This is a genomic window from Stutzerimonas sp. CXK-1 (assembly GCF_057738225.1).
Map to the genome: position 1 here is coordinate 1,529,252 of NZ_CM173217.1, position 16,396 is coordinate 1,545,647.

Sequence of the window (16,396 nt, forward strand, 5' to 3'; positions counted from 1 at the left end):
GCGGCTTGCCCGCCGGCCGCAACGCCCACATGAGGTGGGCGAGGCCGGACGACAGCCTCTGTCGCCGGCCCCGTTGAAAAACAAGAGCGGCCCGAAGAGGCAGCCCGAATTCCTTGCGAGGCGGTATGAAAGCGTTGCTCAGAGACTTCTCACTCTCGGCCGCGGTCGCCGGCTTCATCGCGACCGTGATTTCCTATGCCGGCCCCCTGGTGATCATCTTCCAGGTTGCGCATGCCGCGGACCTTGCCGACACCGTGCTGTCGTCGTGGATCTGGACGATCTCCATCGGCAGCGGCGTGCTCGGCATCCTGCTCAGCCTGCGCTACCGCGCGCCCATCGTCATCGCCTGGTCGGCGCCGGGCTCGGCCCTGCTGATCGGCCTGCTGCCGGAGATCAGCCTCGGCCAGGCCGTCGGCGCCTACCTGGCCACGGCGCTGGTGATCCTGCTGGTCGGGCTGTCCGGTACGTTCGACCGCATCATCCGCCATATCCCGGCGGCGATCGCCGCCGCAATGATGGCCGGCATCCTGTTTCGCTTCGGCACCGGGCTGTTCGCCTCGTTGGAATCGGCGCCGCTGCTGGTGCTGGCGATGTTCAGTGCGTACCTGCTTGGCAAGCGCATGATGCCGCGCTACGCGGTGTTCGCCGTGCTGGCGGTGGGTTTGGCGGTTGCGCTGGGCACCGGTGAGCTGCGCCCCGATGCCGTGGTGCTGGGGCTGGCGACGCCGCAGTGGATTGCGCCGCAGTTCGACTGGCAGGTGGTGCTCAACGTCGCCTTCCCGCTGATCATGGTGGCGCTGACCGGACAGTTCGTGCCCGGTATGGCGGTGCTGCGCAGCGCCGGCTACGCGACGCCGGCGAGCCCGCTGATCAGCGGCAGCGGGCTCGGCTCGCTGCTGCTGGCGCCCTTCGGTTGTCACGGGCTGACCCTGGCGGCGATCACCGCGGCGATCTGCACCGGCCGCGACGCCCACGAGGACCCGTCTCGGCGCTACGTCGCCGGCGTTGTGGGTGGCGTGGTGTACCTGATCTTCGGCGTGTTCGGCGCGACCGTGGTGTCGCTGTTCGCCGCCTTTCCGCAGGCATTGATTGCCGCGCTGGCCGGGCTGGCCCTGCTGGGTGCGATCGGCAGCGCGCTCAGCGGCGCGATGTCGGTCCCGGCCGATCGCGAGGCCGCGCTGGTGACCTTTCTGGTCACCGCCTCGGGCATGAGTTTTCTCGGTCTCTCGGCGGCCTTCTGGGGCCTGATCTTCGGTCTCGTCACGCATCTGCTGCTGAGCTGGCGCAGCCCAGGCCTGGCGCAGGCGGCGCCGGCCAGCCCGTGCAAGGAACCGGGCCGCGCCGCCTCCCGCTGACCGACTCGCTAACCACCTGATCGCCACTGTGCTCCCGCCTCGGGAGCGCACGGCGGCCTGCACCTGAAAACAACAACAAAAGAGAGCGATTCCATGACTGACAAAGCGATGTTTTCCCGCCTTGCCCTGGCCATCAGCCTCAGCGCCGCCGGCGTCCAGACGGCGCAGGCAGCCGAGGAGGGCCTGCTCGCGGGCGCCAGCGCCACGCTGCAGGCGCGCAACTATTACTTCAGCCGGGACTTCTCCGACATCGTCGGCCCGTCGACCCAGTCGAAGGCGGAGGAGTGGGCCCAGGGCTTCGTCCTCAACCTGCAATCGGGCTACACACCTGGGCCGGTGGGCTTCGGGATCGATGCCATCGGCCTGTTGGGCATCAAGCTCGATTCCAGCCCCGACCGTGCCGGCAGCGGGCTGCTGCCGGGCGCCTACGGCGATCCTGCGCCCGACGACTACAGCCGGCTGGGTGTAGCGGCGAAGCTGCGCGTCTCTAACACCGTGCTCAAGGTCGGCGAACTGCAGCCGAACCTGCCGGTGCTGACGCTCACCGACAACCGTCTGCTGCCCAACACCTATCAGGGCGCCTCGCTGGTTTCCAACGAGATCGAGGGGCTGACCCTGCAGGGCGGGCAGCTGCGCTCGACAAGCCTGCGCAACGAGGCCGGCGATGGCGAGATGGCCACCATCATCGGCTATCGGCCGAACTTCAGCGCCACGTCCGACCGCTTCAACTATGCCGGTGCCGACTACGCCTTCAATGCCAAGCGCACCAGCGTCGGGCTCTGGTACGCGCAGCTCGAGGACATCTACAACCAGCGCCACGTCAGCTTCAAGCACAGCCAGCCGCTGGGCGACTGGACCCTGGCTGCCAATCTCGGCTACTACGACTCGACCGAAGACGGCGACCAGCTGATCGGCCGCCTCGACAACCAGGCTTTCTACTCGCTGTTCTCGGCCAGGCGCGGTGGGCATACGTTCTATCTGGGCTATCAGGCCATGTATGGCGACGATGGCTTCCCGCGGCTGTTCGTCACCGTCAGCCCGCTGGGCAACGAGGTGCCGACCTATGAGTTCGCCTCGCCCGACGAGCGTTCCTGGCAGCTGCGGTATGACTACGATTTCGCCGCCATGGGCGTGCCGGGCCTGGTGGCCGGGGTGCGTTATCTCAAGGGCGACAACGTGGATACCGGCAGCGCGCGCGAGGGCGAGGACTGGGAGCGCGACCTGGACGTCGGCTACGTGGTACAGAGCGGCGCCCTCAGGGGGCTCGGTGTGCGCGTGCGCAACGTCACTGCGCGTTCGAACTACCGCACCGACATCGACGAGAACCGGCTGATCCTGACCTACACCTGGACGCTGTTCTGAGTCGCCAGCCCGGCGAAACGAAAAAACCCCGCCAGGTTGGCGGGGTTTTTTGTGCCCGGTGGGCCGAGCTTAGCGGGACAGGTTGTAGTCCGCCGCGGCACCGGTACCGACGATGCTGGCCGACGGCAGCAGTCCGCTGATGAAGCGATTCCAGCGGGTGATGTTGGCCGGGCCTACGAAGACGATGTCCTGCGGCTGCAGCGGGAAGTGCTTGGCCAGCGCGAAGGCGGTCGGCGAAGCGGCAGCGAGCTGGAACACCTTGGCCTTTTCGGTGGCGATGTTCTCGGCGCCGCGGATCACGTAGATGGCATCGCCATCGGCAGTGTCCTGGCGAACGCCGCCGGCCGAGCCGAGCGCATCCATCAGGTTCAGGCTGGTGGCCTTGAAGGTCATGGCCTGCGGCAGGGTCACTTCGCCGAGTACGTAGACTTTCTTCTGATCGTTGTACGGCAGGTGCAGCTGGTCGCCGTCCTTCAGGTAGACCTGGTTCAGCCAGGAGTCGGCGCGGTTCAGCGAGTCGACGTTGAGCATGTACTCGCGGCCGTCACGCTTGAGCACCAGCCCGGTGAGGTCGGCGGTATCGGTATCGACGCCGGCCTGGCCGATGGCCTGGACGATGGTCATCGGCGCGGTGGTCAGCGGGACTTCGCCGGCGGTGTTGAACGCACCGGAGACGACCACGCGCTGGCTGCCGAAGCGCAGGATGCTGACATCCACCTGCGGGCTGTCGATGTAGTTGGTCAGACGCTGGGCGATGTTGCGGCGCAGCTCCTCGATGGTCTTGCCGGCGGCCTGCACGTTGCCGATGTAGGGGTAGAACAGGGTGCCGTCCGGGCGCACGAGGCGGCCGTTGGCGTCGATCTGCTGCTGCGGGCCGGACGGTGCGGTCAGCTCGGGGTGATCCCACACGGTGATGTAGAGCAGATCATTGGCGCCGATCCGGTAGTCGCTGGGCTTGTAGCTCAGCAGCTCCTGCTTGCTGGAAGTGCCGCGATCGGAGGCCAGGTCGCCCTTGAGCAGGTCCGGCGTGATGCGGATCAGCTCGACGGTGCCGTCTTCGGTCACGCCGCCGTTGTCGAAGTCATCCGGATCCAGGTACTGGCCGGGAGCGAAGGCGCAACCCTGCAATGCCAGGGCGGAGGTCAGTGCGATAGCAAATAGTGGTTTCATGGGATTCATCCTTGACGGAGTTATTGAAGCTCACGGTGTGAGGCGGCGTTTTCGAGGTGATGCAAGGCGATTTGCGGGGCGAGGCTCCCGCATCGGTCGAAGCTGAGCGTCATCGGTTCACACTCCTCAGCGACCCACAGTGGGTAGTCAAAGTTGTCTCTCCTTCTGACCCTGGCCGGACTTCAGCACCGGCACCGTTGTTGTTCTGCCCATCCCTGCAGGGCTTGTGGCGAGAGCGGCACGCTGCAGGTAATGGCCTGGCGATGTCTTTTTGCCAGTGCTCGATCTGCAGTACCGATAGACCGTCTCGCTCAAGGCTGGTTCAACGCCGTTCCCCAGTGCTTGCATCGAATTTTTCGCTGTTTCGCTACACGTCCTGATTCAGAGCGCGCGCGCCCTGCGGCCGAGCCGATTTTTCCCGGCGATAGGCCGGCACGATGAACATCGCGTCGTGCAGATAGCGGCCCACCAGCCGGCGCGGCTCGGACAGCATGCGGTGCAGCCATTCCAGTCGGCAGTTCTGCATCCAGCGCGGCGCACGTTTGACGGTGCCGGTGGCGAAGGAAATGGACGCGCCGATGCAGAAACCCATGCCGGTGCGCTCGTGGCTCTCTATGGAGCTGGCGAGGATTTCCTGCCGCGGCGCGCCGACCGCATAGAACACCAGCTCCGAGGGATGCTCGCGGACGAAGCGCAGGCACCGCTCGACTTCCTGCGGGTCGTTGATGAAGCCCATCGGCGGGTTGTGGTGATGCAGCGTGATGCGCGGGTAGAGCGCCCGCAGCCGTGCGCATTCGGCCTCGGTCGCACCGATCAGCACCACGCTTAAGCCGTCGCGATCGGCCCAGCGCAGCAGGTCGATGGTCAGGTCGCTGCCAGGAATGACTTCTTCGACCGGCACGCCCAGACGGTGCAGCAGCGGCATCAGGATGCGGCTGTCGCACAGGCGCAGGCGTGCCTTGGCGTAGGCGTTGCGCAACGAAGGGTTGTTCTGCAGCTGCGCCAGGTGATCGACGTTGGGCGTGACCACGAAGGAATAGGGCTGCTTCACGCCCTCGCGTATGGTCGCGAGCAAGGCGGCCTTGCTGCCGGTATAGAAGTCCACACCGAATGCATGGTTCGTTTTACTCGACACTCATCGTTACTCCCTTGAAGGCGCCCTTGATGCCGGACCAGGCCAGGGCCGGGTGGTTGTACTCCTTGATCAGCGTGATCGCCGACAGGAAACACGCCGAAGCCAGCGCGAACGGCGCGCCGTAGAAGCGCTTGTTGAATCGCGTGGCGGCGCGGTTGCGGTAGTAGTGGTAGAACGCCGAGCGGCCGCCGGAACTCAGCGAGCCGTAGTGGTAGAGCCGGCTCTGCGGCACCACCTTGATCGTCACGCCGAGCTTGCGGGCCTGGAACTGCCAGTCGACTTCCTCGGAATACATGAAGTAGTCCTCGTCCATCAGACCGATGCGCTCGAGCAGGCGGGCGGAGAACGCCAGGCTGCAGCCCATCAGGTAGTCGGGCTGTTCCTGTTGTTGGGCCATGGACTCCAGCGTCTGCCCCTTGCCGAGCAGCTTGGCCTTGCCCAGCAGCGGATAGAGCTTGCCGCCGCCGTAGCACTCCAGGTGGCCGTCGTCGGCACTGAGGATCACCGAGCCGACGAATTGCCGGTCGTTGCGCTTGAGCTCCTCGAGCAGCGGAGAAAAGGCGTCTTCGTCGACATAGGTGTCGTTGTTGACGATCCAGTAATGCTCGACCGGCAGGTTGGCCTGGGCCCAGCGGATGCCGTAGTTGTTGCCGCCGGCATAGCCGTTGTTTTCCGGATTGGCGAGCACGGTGACGTTGTGCGCCGCCTGCTCCTGCTGCCAGGTCTGGAAGGCGACCAGCGAGCCATCCTGCGAGTCGTTGTCGATCACGATGATGTGGTCGATCGCCCGACAATGCGTGCGCAGGCTCTCGATGCAGCTGATGGTTTCAGTAGCTGCCTTGTAGTTGAGAATAAGTGCGACGTTCATAGAGTCTTTCCTGGCTGCGAAGGTGACGGGCTCTCAGGGAGTGGATGACGAACAGCATGGCGATGACCGGCTGGCCGTACTCCATCAGGCCGTTGAGCGGCCAGATCACGAAGTAGGCGAGCATCACCGCGTAGATGAAGCTCAGGTCGCGGTCGATGTTCTTGGCGATGCGCTGGTAGACCAGCAGCGTCAGCGGAATGATCAGAAAGGTGAGGAAGCCGAAGCGGAACAGGGTGCCGACGATGCCCACGTCGGAGAGGAAGAAGTGCTCGCCGAAGTAGGGGATGAAGCCGTCGCGCCACATCAGCGAAAGCGAACCGCTCGGCAGCCAGTTGACCAGGTCCAGGTGGCGCATGATGGCGGCAATGGTGATGGGCCGGGCGCCGTCCTCCACGTTGGTCACCGACTGGCTGTAGAAGTCGACGTTCAGGCCCAGCACCTCGAGCAGGCTCGGGTAGAAGTACAGCGGCGACAGCAGTACGCACAGCGAGGCGGCCCAGACGATGGCCTTGGCGCGCAGGCAGAACAGGGTGAAGGCCAGGCAGAGGACGATCAGCTGGCGGGTCTGGGTGGCGAATACCAGGGTCAGCAGCAGAAGCGCGGCGAGGATCAGATACAGCGTGCGGCTGCGCTTGGCACCGTTGATCGGCGACGCCGCCTTGTGCCACAGCTGGATGCAGTAGAAATAGCCGAAGCAGATCAGGAACGGGCCGATGGACGAGCGGTCCGGGCGGTCGTCGGAGCGGACTTCGGCGCGCATGTCCGGGATCACCCCGAACTTGAAGCACCAGGAGAGAAACGCAGCGAACAGCGCCGCGTAGATCAGCGCACGTTCGAACTGCAGCGTACTGACCCGCTTGGACAGGAACAGCAGCGGCGCGAAGCCCAGGCAGAACAGCACCCGGCGCTCCTCGATCAGCCCGTAGACGATCGGCTGGCCGTAGGTGAAGTAGGCGAACACGGCCGGCAGCAGCTGGAACACCACGACCGTGTACAGGCAGTAGTACATCAGGATGCGCAGTTCGCGCGAGGCTTCCTCCGACTGCGCCAGGATCAGCAGAAAGGCGAACACCATGCAGATCGCCAGAAAGGCTTCGTTGATGCCTTTGAGGCCGTAGGGATTGTGCGGACTTTCGCCGAACACCGAAAAGTGCAGCACGATCGCCAGAAACAGCAGCGGAAAGAAAAGGAAGCGTGAACTGAAAGTCGTCATCAACCTGAATCCTTAGGTTTGGGTTCCTTGTTCGCCGGCTGGATCACGCAGTTTCCAGCGCGCGGCGCTTGATCTTCTTGCGGCGCACCAACAGGCCGGTAAAGGCCTTGAAACTCTGATACAGACCGATCTCCCGCATCCCCTTGCCGAGCTCGAAGCCCTTGTAGCTCGGGGTTTTCAACATCAGCAGCTTCATCGCCCAGAGGCGTGGCAGGATCGTCGTGCGCCGGTAGTACTGGAACGGCTGGATCGCGAAGATGCTGCCCGTGTCGAAGGCCTCGGCTTTGACAACACCATCGGCCTCGGCGTTGCGAAAAAGTTCGCGACCGTTCGGCGTACGGACCAGAATCAAAGAATTGCCTTCGCGTTCTTCGAACGACGGGTAGCCCTTTTCATCGCCTTCCCAGCCGTCGGCACAGACGATGTCGGCGAACTCGCCGATGCCGTCCGGGCAGATCTTGCAGCGCGTCTGCAGATGGCGGTTGAGCACCTTTCCCCAAGAGTCGTTGTAGGTCATGGTGCGTGCTTCGCCGTTCTTCAGCGTGGCCTTGGTCAGGCCCGGCCAGCCGTCGCCGCGATAGCGGAACGCGGTGACGTCCTCGCGCTTGGCGTCGAGTTTTTCCAGCACCTGCTCGGTGCCATGCAGGCTCGGCGTACCGGCGCACATGAAGGACACGACGTAGGGGATGTTCTCTTTCAGCCGCGGGTTGCGCGCCTGCATCTGGCGAACCGCGGCGACGTCGCAGGGCTTGCCGACGAACAGGTACTTCTCTGTGGACATCGCCACCCAGCGCAGCGCTTCGGCAGGCGAGGCCGGCGCGTAGCGCGAGCCGGAGGAGGCGATGACGTTCTGCCGCGAGCGGCTGATGATCGCCACGTTTTCCAGCGGGTCCTGCTGTGAGGCCTGGATCTGGATGACGCCGTCGACCAGCTTGCGGTCCAGGCAGTACTGCGCCAGCGCCGAGATCACGCCCCCGGACGAGCCGGCCTGGCGGATCTCGTCGTCGGCCGCGTAGCCCTTGAGGGTGTCGAGGATCTCGCCCCAGATCGGGTGGTAGTTCTTCGACTTGTACGGCCGGATGTCCAGGTTCAACGCCGGGCATGACTTGGCAAAGGCACCGGTGGTTGGCGCATCGGCGATTTCCTTGTCCCGATACGCCGGGTTGAGCGCCGGACGGTGGTAGCCGTCGGCGTTCAGGCGCATGCGCAGGGCGTCGTCGGACGCCACCGAGCTGCACATGCCGCAGCCACTGCACAGGTCGTTTTTCAGGACACGATCGAGTAGCGCTTTCATAGCAGCCTTCCCTTGAGCTGCGGGCCACGGTCGGCGGCCCGGTGTTTGACGATGCCGGTCATGCGGCTGCCCGCCGCTTGCGGTAGATGTTCTGCACCGCATAACCGTAAATGAGCGTCAGGACGACCATGCCGAGGGTGGAGACCCAGGGCGCCGCCTGTATGCCGTGACGGGGGATGAAGACCCAGTAACAGGTCACTGTGACAACGCCGGAGAAAATGATTCCAAACGTGCGCAAAAAACCTGTCCCCATGGCCATCAGCTGCACCCCCAGGCCGGCTGCGACGAAGCGCGCCGCGGTGAAGCAGGCGAAGGCCAGCCAAAGCGTGTTGAGTTCGGCGTAGCCGGCGCCGAGGAAGTAATCGGTGAAGAGCGGCCCGACCAGGTAGAAGCCCAGCGCCAGTGCCAGGCCCAGCCCGACGTACTCGGCGAGGATGCGCGCGCCGTAGCGGCGCAGGCCCGGGCTGTCGTGATGCAGCAGATGGGCGAAGCGCGGGATGTGCACGCTGGCCAGCAGTACGCTGAACGGCACCGCGCCCTGTACCAGACGCGACCCGGCGAAGTAGATGCCCGCGGCCTCGCGCCCGGCGAGATGGTTGACGAGGATCACGTCGAGCTGAGCGAAGATGTTCGTCGCGCCGCTGTCCACGGCGAAGCTCGTCGAGGTGCGGAAGCGTTCGGCCAGTGTGCGGCGCGAAGTCTGCAGCATGCCGCCCAGCGCCACGATCTTCGACAGCGCATGCAATGCGCCGGCGGCATAGATCAGGCGCGACACCAGGAAGGCCAGGCCGATGGCGATCACCTCGTTGCGCAAGAGGATGGCCAGGCCGATGAAGACGAAGTGCAACAGGGCGGTCACCACGACGATGCGGGTTTCGCGCTGGAACTGGCCGATGCTGCGGAACACCGTCAGCGCGAGGTCGCCGTAGGACGAGGCCAGCGTGCCGAGCAGGAACAGCACGGCCGCGATGCGCTCGGCGCTGGTCAGCTCGAGCACGAAGAGGATCACCGGCAGCAGGATCAGGCAGGCGGGCAGCACCAGCACGCTCTTGGCGGCAAGGCTGGCCGACATGATCTCGCCGGCACGCTCGCGCTCGGCGCCGATGTCGCGCAGCGCGCGCATGCCGAAGCCGTAGTCGGTCACCAGGGCAACGATGGTCGACCAGGTGATGACGATGGAAATGAAACCGAAGTCCGAGGGGCCGAGCGTCCTTGCCAGGATCAGTAGCGTGCCCAGCTGCACGGCGGTACGGGCCGCCGTGGTGACTCCCATCAGGGCATGATCGCGCATGGTTATCTCTGGTAGACCGCCTGGCTCTGGTGCAGCGACAGCAGGATGCGCTCGAGCGCATCACTGTAGGCATCCAGCTTGCGGCGGATGATCGCGCCGCTGGCGGCGACCTCGGCCTTGAGCTGTTCGCGCTCGTCCAGGTGCGCCAGCACGGCGGTCAGCGCGCTTTCGGTCGTTTCGGTTTTCAGGTCCACCACGCGGTGGTAGTCGAGCGACTGGTAGAGCCCGGCGAATTTGCGGCTGTAGGCCAGCGGCACGACCGGCACGCCTGCGGAGAACGCACCGATGGTCGCGTGCATGCGCGCGCCGATGAAGAAATCCAGCCCACTGATGTAACTCTTCGCCTCGATCGGGCCGCGGAAGCGTGGGGCCAGCTTGAGCGCCGGGTAGCGCTTCTGCAGCGCCTGCGACACGCTGAAATCGTCCTCGGCCGGGAAGCCGAGCGGAATCACGTGAGGCACCAGGTGGACCTCATGCCCGCGCTCGAACAGCGTCTGGATCAGCTCGTCGGTCAGCGCCTTGTAGTCGGCGCGCAGGCCGAACTGGTTGGCGGTGCCTTCGTAGCCGCCGTGGTGCAGCAGCGCCGAGACGCTGATGCCCACCGCCAGGCGGGCCGGATCGCGCGCCTCGGTCTGCCGCTCGAAGGGCAGGTGGAAGGCGACGTCCATCACCTCGTCGCGGTTGGGCACGCCGAGCTGTTCGAGCACGGCAAAGGACTGGTGGTCGCGGGCGAAGACCATGCTGCTTTTTTTCATCACCCAGGCTGCCGCGCGCGTGCCCCAGTCCGATTTGAACGGGCCGATGGTCTGTGGCGAGAGGATCAGCGGCACGCGGGCACCGAGCGCCATGCCCTTGCTGACCAGGAGCTTGATCAGGCGCTTGACGCCGTAGATGTCCGAGAAGCTGTCGCCCTCGCCAATGTCGAAAATCGCGTCGCAGGAGGCGATCGCCTTGTACAGACCGTGCGGGTTCTTCAGCAGCGTCTTCTCGTTGAACTCGATGAACTCGTACTTGAAGCGCTCGCTCGACGGCGGGTAATCGCAGGGGCCGGACGAGCCGATGATCAGGAATTCCGCACTGATCCCGCAGCGGCGGGCCGCCTCGTCGATCAGCAGCATGTTGGAAATGCTCAGCGCGCCGACGCCGAGGTTGCCGGAAGAGAACGAGTGCCAAAGCAGTCCGAATTTCATCGTGTGGGTACTCCAGGATCAGTCAGCGCTTGGCGCGGGAGAGGGGCCGAAGGCGGCGCAGTCGTTGGCAAGGTGCTTCTGCAGGATCGCCATCTGCGGGCGGTCCTGCCCGTCGCGCGGTTCGATCGCGAGCCGGTACTGGCCCCAGCCCGGACCACCGGCCCAGTAGGCGCTCGGGATGCAGTTGTCATTGAGGTAGGCGAGCAGGTTGTCCATGGCCACGCTCGCTTCGGGCAGGTCGTCCGGGATGCCGTATTCGCCGAGAAAGCCCTTCTGGCCGTGCTTCTGCAGCCACTCGACGAAGGGGCGGGCGCGTTCGACGCCGAGCATCGGGTCGATGTTGCGGCTCTTGCCTGGCAGGTACTTGCCGGAGAAGTCTTCGTCGAAGTACAGGTGCGCTTCGTAGACGATGCGCTCGGCCGGGTCCTTGACCAGGAAGTTGGCGTTGACCAGCGGCCAGTGATAGGCGCTCGACCAGCGCTCGCCCTCGACGAAGATCAGCGTTTGCTGATCGACTTCGCGGATGGCATCGACCGCCGCCTGCGCCGCGCCCGGCCAGAGCCCGACCGTGCCGTGCGGCTCGTTCATGATGTCGTAGCCGAGCAGCGCCGGGTGCCCGCCGAAGCGCTTGGCCAGTTTTTGCCAGACCTGGGCATAGGCTGCGTAGGGCACGTCGCTGGAGCCGATCAGGTGGCCCTGATAGCGCCCGTAGTTGTGCATGTCGAGGATGACTTTCTGCCCATGCTGCATGGCGAAGTCGAGGGTCCGCTTGAGCAGCCGGAGCTGTTCGCCGTCCAGGTCTTCGCCAAGGTTGTGCTGCACGCGCTCCCAGATGAACGGGAAGCGGATCAGGCGGATACCCTTGTCGGCGTAATACTTGAAGTGGCGCTTCTCGGGGTAGAAGTAGTTCGTGCCGTGCTTGCCCGGGACCACATGCGGGGCGAAGCCGGCGCCGGACAGGTTCACGCCGATCAGGTCGATACCGGCACTGCCGCCTTCGTCGCGCGCGGCCGCCCAGGGCGCCGAACCGGCCAGCGCCGCCGCCAGTACCAGGCGCGTCACCTGTCGGAGAGTTGTGCGAGGAATCATCGAACTGCCTGCCTTCGGGCAATAGCCTTCCGCTGAGACTGCTGACTCAGGAAAGGCGACTGGAAAACTGCGAGCCGTGGCTCGCGTTGCGGGGCGATGCGGCGGGCAGCCGCATCGCCCGGAGCATCACTTGCTTACGTACTCGTACTGGTAGTAACCGTACTCGCCGTAGGTGGATGCCTTGCGGACCACGGCGTTGAAGATCACGCCCTTGACCAGCAGGCCGTTCTGCTCGAGGCGGCGCTTGGCGGCTTCGATTTCCTTGACGCCGTTCATGCCGTAGCGGGTGACCATCAGCGTGGTGCCGGCCTGGCTGCCGACCAGCGCTGCATCGGTAACGGCTAGGATCGGCGGGGTATCGAAGATCACCAGGTCGTACATGGTCCCGACTTCCTTGACGAAACGGGAGAAGTTCTCGTGCATCAGCAGTTCCGACGGGTTCGGCGGCAGCTGGCCGTGGGTGATCACGTGCAGGTTGTTCAGCTGGGTCTTCTGGATCGCGTCGAACAGGGTGATGCGGCCGGACAGGATGTCGGACAGACCCTTGTTGCCGTCGCAGCGCATGACCTTGTGCAGATAGCCCTTGCGCATGTCGGCGTCGACCAGCAGCACGCGCTTGCCGGACTGGGCGATCACCGCCGCGAGGTTGGTGGTGACGAACGACTTGCCGACCGCCGGGCTCGGGCCGGTAATCATCAGCACGTTGTTCTTCGCCTCGATCATGGCGAAGTGCAGGCTGGTGCGCAGGCTGCGCATCGCTTCGGTGGCCAGATCCGCCGGGTCGTTCACCGTCAGCAGGTAGGAAGCCGTGCTCTTGTCGCGCTTGAAGTTCGCCAGGCGCTTCTCGATCGCCGACTGCTTGTCGCTGAACGGAATCGCCGCGTAGACCGGGGTGCCGGTGCGCTCGATGTCTTCGGGGTTTTCCACGCCGCGCTTGAGCGCCTCGCGGACATAGACGAAAGCAGTGGCGAGGATCAGGCCGAGCAGCGTCGCCACGATAACCACCAGCGGCTTGTTCGGCTTGACCGGGTTTTCCAGGTCCGCGGCAGCGTGGTCGATGATGCGCACGTTGCCCACGGTGCCGGCACGGATGATGTCCAGCTCCTGGGTCTTGTTCAGCAGCATCGAGTAGGTTTCCGAGGAAACTTCCACGTCACGCGTCAGGCGCAGCAGCTCCTGCTGGGTGGAGGGCAGCGTACCGATCTGCTTCTCCAGTTCGGCCTTCTGCGCCTGCAGCTGGCTGATCTGGTTCATCAGCGCCTGGAAGTTCGGGTGCTGGCGGGTGAAGCGGCGCTCCATCTCGGTGCGCTTGAGGTTCTGCTCGGAGATCTGCTTTTCCAGGTCGACGATGCGATCGAGCACCGACTGCGTCTCGGCGGTGATGTCGACGGTGCCCGAACCGGTCTGGTACTTGTTCAGCGCCGTCTGGGCCGATTCGAGCTTCTTGCGTACGGCCGGAACCTGCTCGGCGAGGAACTCCAGGCTCTGCGTGGCTTCGGCGGCGTTGCGTGCGACGTTCTGCTGGACGTAGCGACTGGCCACTTCTTCGAGCACGCGCACCGCCTGCTCGGGGTTGGTGTCCTCTAGGGTGACGTTGACGATGCCCGACTGCTTGCCATGCTCGCCGGCGGACAGGCGGTTCTGGTAGTCCTCGGTGGTGTTGTAGGTGCGGTTCTTGATCACCGTGAAGGTGGTGCCGGGGCGCGCCAGCAGCTCTTCTACGTTGATGCGGTAGTCCTCGGTCTCGACTGGTTCGCCAACCACGCCCTGGGCGACCACTTCGTCATCGGTATCGCGCAGGATGAAACCGTTGTTCTCCGCGGCCTCGAGGGTCAGCTCTTCGCCGTGCATCTTGTCCGGCACTTCGAGCAGGGTGATTTTCAGCTTCTCGCCGCCCCAGGCATAGGCGTCGAAGCCGGCCGGGTACCAGCCCAGCTCGTTCTCTTCGGTCGGCTCGAAGCGACGTGCCATGAAGCCGCCGATGATCGGGAAGTGGTGCGGCTTGATGATGATGTCCAGGTTCAGGTTCTCGACCGCGCCACCCACGACCGAGCGCGACTTGAGCAGGGCGATCTCGGTCTGTGCCGGAGATACCGGCGGGTTGGTGTTGACCACATCGGTCAGGCTGGGCAGGCCGGTCTTCGGTTCGATCTGGATCATGGCGCTGGCCAGGTATACCGGGGTTGCCAGCAGCGCATAGGCGATGCCCAGCGCGGCGAAGAAGCCGGTGATGCCAAGGATCAGCACGCGGTTGTTGATGAAGGTGTCAAAGAGGTGGGCAAGGTCAATGTCCTTTTCCTCTTTGGTCTCGTAGATCGGGCGAGGCATGGTGGTCATTGAAGTTCCTTCTTCTTTATTTCAGGTAAGGAATCCAGCTTTCGACGGCTTGCGTCAGAAGCGTGTGTACGTGATCGAATGCAGGCTTGGACTGGCGGTAGGGATCGGGGATCTCCATCTCGTCCCGCCATTTGCCGATCAGGAAGGTCTTGCCATGGACCTCGGGTGCCATCTGGCGGATGTGGTGGATGTGGCTGTTTTCCATGGCGAGGATGAGATCGGCCTCGTGCAGCATGTGGGCATCCACCTGCCGCGCCCGGTGGGCCGTATGCTCCAGCCCGTGCTCCTGCAAAACCTCGTGTGCGGTCTTGTCCATCGGGTTACCTACTAGTGCGCCGATACCTGCCGAACTGATCGTCAGGCCCTTTCCACTGAGCCTGTGCTGGAGCATCGCTTCGGCCATCGGGCTTCGGCAGATGTTTCCGACACAGACGATGAGAATGTTGTTGAACATAAAAAACTCTGCCTCATCGGCCGGCCCGCGAGGGCCCGCCGATTTGGAACGCAAATGAGATAGTGTCTGTCGCCATTAGTTCCTCCCTGATCGCGGCGCCGGCGAGCCATGTGTGACGGCCCTTTGCGGGTGACCGGCGCGGGCGCGTTATCAGTACACGTCCTTGTTCGACAGCAGCGCGGGAACGGTGCGCAGGAGGATGTAGATGTCGAACCAGACGGACCAACGCTCGATGTAGTCGAGGTCGTACTCGACGCGCTTCTCGATCTTCTCGAGCGTGTCGGTTTCGCCGCGGTAGCCGTTGATCTGTGCCCAGCCGGTGATCCCGGGCTTGACCCGATGACGTGCCGAGTATTCGGCCACGGCTTCTTCGAACAGCACGCCAGCGGCCTTGGTCGCGGTGGCATGCGGGCGCGGGCCGACCATCGACATGCTGCCGAGGAACACGTTGAGCAGCTGTGGCAGTTCGTCCAGGCTGGTCTTGCGGATGAAGTGCCCGACGCGGGTGATGCGGTCGTCGCCGCGCGTGGTCTGCCGGTCGGCGTTGGCGTCGCTCTTCTCGTGGTACATCGAGCGGAACTTGAACACTTCGATCAGGCGGTTGTTGTAGCCGTAGCGCTTCTGCTTGAACAGCACCGGGCCGGGCGAGTCGAGCTTGATCGCCAGCGCCACGACCAGCATCACCGGAGCCGCGAAGAGCAGGGCGATGCTCGACAGCACGATGTCCTCGAGGCGCTTGAAGAATGGCGACCAGCCGCGCAGGGGCACGTCGGAGGCGATCAGCGTCGGCAGGCCGGCAACCTCGGTGATGCGCTTGTTGGCCCGGCGGAAGGCAACCATGTCCGGTACCAGCAGCACGTTTACCGGCAGCTGGCGCAGGTGGTCGATGACCTGGCCGATACGGCTGTCGGCGAACCAGGGCAGGGCGACCAGGACCTGGGTGACCTTTTCCTCGCGGATCATGCGTTCCAGATCACGGGTGTTGCCCAGCAGCGGCAGGTTCGCCAGCTCGGACGGCAGGCGTTCCAGTCGGTCGTCGATGAAGCCGAGCACGCCGGTGCGAATGTCTCGGTTGTGCTGCAGGTATTCGGCCACGCGGATACCGTTATCGGTACCGCCGAGAATCACCGCGTTCTGCAGGTACATGCCGCGCGCCATGCGGCGGCGGAACAGCGAAAGCATGGCCAGCCGTTCGGCACCGAACAGCGCCAGGCTGGTGAAGAACCAGAATGCCAGGTGCTCGCTCTGCAGGTAGCTGAACATGCCCATGCCCTGATGCATGAAGATCAACAGGCTGAACGCGGCGGCCCAGGCCAGCAGCATGATGCGGAAGCGCAACAGGGTGCTGAACACCTCCTCGCTATAGATGCCCAGCGACTGGAAGATGATCACCGAGATCACCCCGAAGAACACCAGAAAGGCACTGAACGGACCGCCGGACGACGGCAGATCGGGCAGCAGAAGGAGCAGCAGGAGCCCGGGCAGGATCGCCGTCAGGCCGTGAATCAGCCGGATGCTGGCGAGAAAGTAATCAACGAAGCTTGGGTGAGCATACTCAAGGGTTCCAACGGACTGTAAACGCATTACAAGGCTCCTTCCTCAGCTAAAGCAGCTGACTCAACGCTCGAATTAATCGCC

13 protein-coding genes are annotated in these 16,396 nt (G+C 64.4%); 2 read left to right on the top strand and 11 right to left on the bottom strand.

What is annotated here, in order from left to right; translation table 11 throughout:
- Positions 1 to 125 precede the first annotated feature (125 nt).
- A complete protein-coding gene (locus AC0KXH_RS07275) occupies positions 126 to 1,355 on the top strand; it encodes a benzoate/H(+) symporter BenE family transporter (protein ID WP_269262666.1) in 1,230 nt (409 codons plus the stop codon).
- Positions 1,356 to 1,448: 93 nt separating this feature from the next.
- Positions 1,449 to 2,717, top strand: a complete 1,269-nt coding sequence (locus AC0KXH_RS07280; protein WP_312380046.1) for an OprD family porin — start codon at positions 1,449 to 1,451, stop codon at positions 2,715 to 2,717.
- 69 nt (positions 2,718 to 2,786) lie between these two features.
- Here AC0KXH_RS07280 and AC0KXH_RS07285 read toward each other — a convergent pair whose 3' ends face one another.
- From AC0KXH_RS07285 to AC0KXH_RS07335, 11 genes are all read right to left on the bottom strand, one after another.
- Positions 2,787 to 3,887 (bottom strand): polysaccharide biosynthesis/export family protein, encoded by a 1,101-nt coding sequence (locus tag AC0KXH_RS07285; protein WP_041106052.1) that lies wholly within the window; start codon positions 3,885 to 3,887, stop codon positions 2,787 to 2,789.
- A 367-nt stretch (positions 3,888 to 4,254) separates the two neighbouring features.
- Positions 4,255 to 5,022, bottom strand: coding sequence for a WecB/TagA/CpsF family glycosyltransferase (locus AC0KXH_RS07290; RefSeq protein WP_061340678.1), 768 nt, complete (start codon positions 5,020 to 5,022; stop codon positions 4,255 to 4,257).
- Positions 5,012 to 5,890: a glycosyltransferase family 2 protein gene (locus AC0KXH_RS07295; RefSeq protein WP_061338453.1), complete on the bottom strand. Its 879-nt coding sequence runs from the start codon at positions 5,888 to 5,890 to the stop codon at positions 5,012 to 5,014. Before AC0KXH_RS07295 ends, AC0KXH_RS07290 begins: the two co-directional genes overlap by 11 nt.
- Positions 5,850 to 7,103, bottom strand: a complete 1,254-nt coding sequence (locus AC0KXH_RS07300) for a hypothetical protein (protein ID WP_043219478.1) — start codon at positions 7,101 to 7,103, stop codon at positions 5,850 to 5,852. Before AC0KXH_RS07300 ends, AC0KXH_RS07295 begins: the two co-directional genes overlap by 41 nt.
- Positions 7,104 to 7,146: 43 nt before the next feature.
- Positions 7,147 to 8,397, bottom strand: coding sequence for a Coenzyme F420 hydrogenase/dehydrogenase, beta subunit C-terminal domain (locus tag AC0KXH_RS07305; protein ID WP_488224420.1), 1,251 nt, complete (start codon positions 8,395 to 8,397; stop codon positions 7,147 to 7,149).
- Positions 8,398 to 8,455: 58 nt separating this feature from the next.
- Complete coding sequence (locus tag AC0KXH_RS07310) at positions 8,456 to 9,688, bottom strand: oligosaccharide flippase family protein (protein WP_488224421.1); 1,233 nt, start codon at positions 9,686 to 9,688, stop codon at positions 8,456 to 8,458.
- A 2-nt stretch (positions 9,689 to 9,690) separates the two neighbouring features.
- Positions 9,691 to 10,878 carry a polysaccharide pyruvyl transferase family protein gene (locus tag AC0KXH_RS07315; RefSeq protein WP_488224422.1) on the bottom strand — a complete coding sequence of 396 codons (1,188 nt, stop codon included), beginning with the start codon at positions 10,876 to 10,878 and terminating at the stop codon, positions 9,691 to 9,693.
- 18 nt (positions 10,879 to 10,896) lie between these two features.
- A complete protein-coding gene (locus AC0KXH_RS07320) occupies positions 10,897 to 11,967 on the bottom strand; it encodes a glycoside hydrolase family 5 protein (RefSeq protein WP_213151023.1) in 1,071 nt (356 codons plus the stop codon).
- A 126-nt stretch (positions 11,968 to 12,093) separates the two neighbouring features.
- Positions 12,094 to 14,304, bottom strand: a complete 2,211-nt coding sequence (locus AC0KXH_RS07325; protein WP_041106037.1) for a polysaccharide biosynthesis tyrosine autokinase — start codon at positions 14,302 to 14,304, stop codon at positions 12,094 to 12,096.
- 16 nt (positions 14,305 to 14,320) lie between these two features.
- Complete coding sequence (locus tag AC0KXH_RS07330; protein ID WP_488224423.1) at positions 14,321 to 14,758, bottom strand: low molecular weight protein-tyrosine-phosphatase; 438 nt, start codon at positions 14,756 to 14,758, stop codon at positions 14,321 to 14,323.
- 150 nt (positions 14,759 to 14,908) lie between these two features.
- Positions 14,909 to 16,342: an undecaprenyl-phosphate glucose phosphotransferase gene (locus AC0KXH_RS07335; protein WP_041106033.1), complete on the bottom strand. Its 1,434-nt coding sequence runs from the start codon at positions 16,340 to 16,342 to the stop codon at positions 14,909 to 14,911.
- Between the last annotated feature and the right edge of the window lie 54 nt (positions 16,343 to 16,396).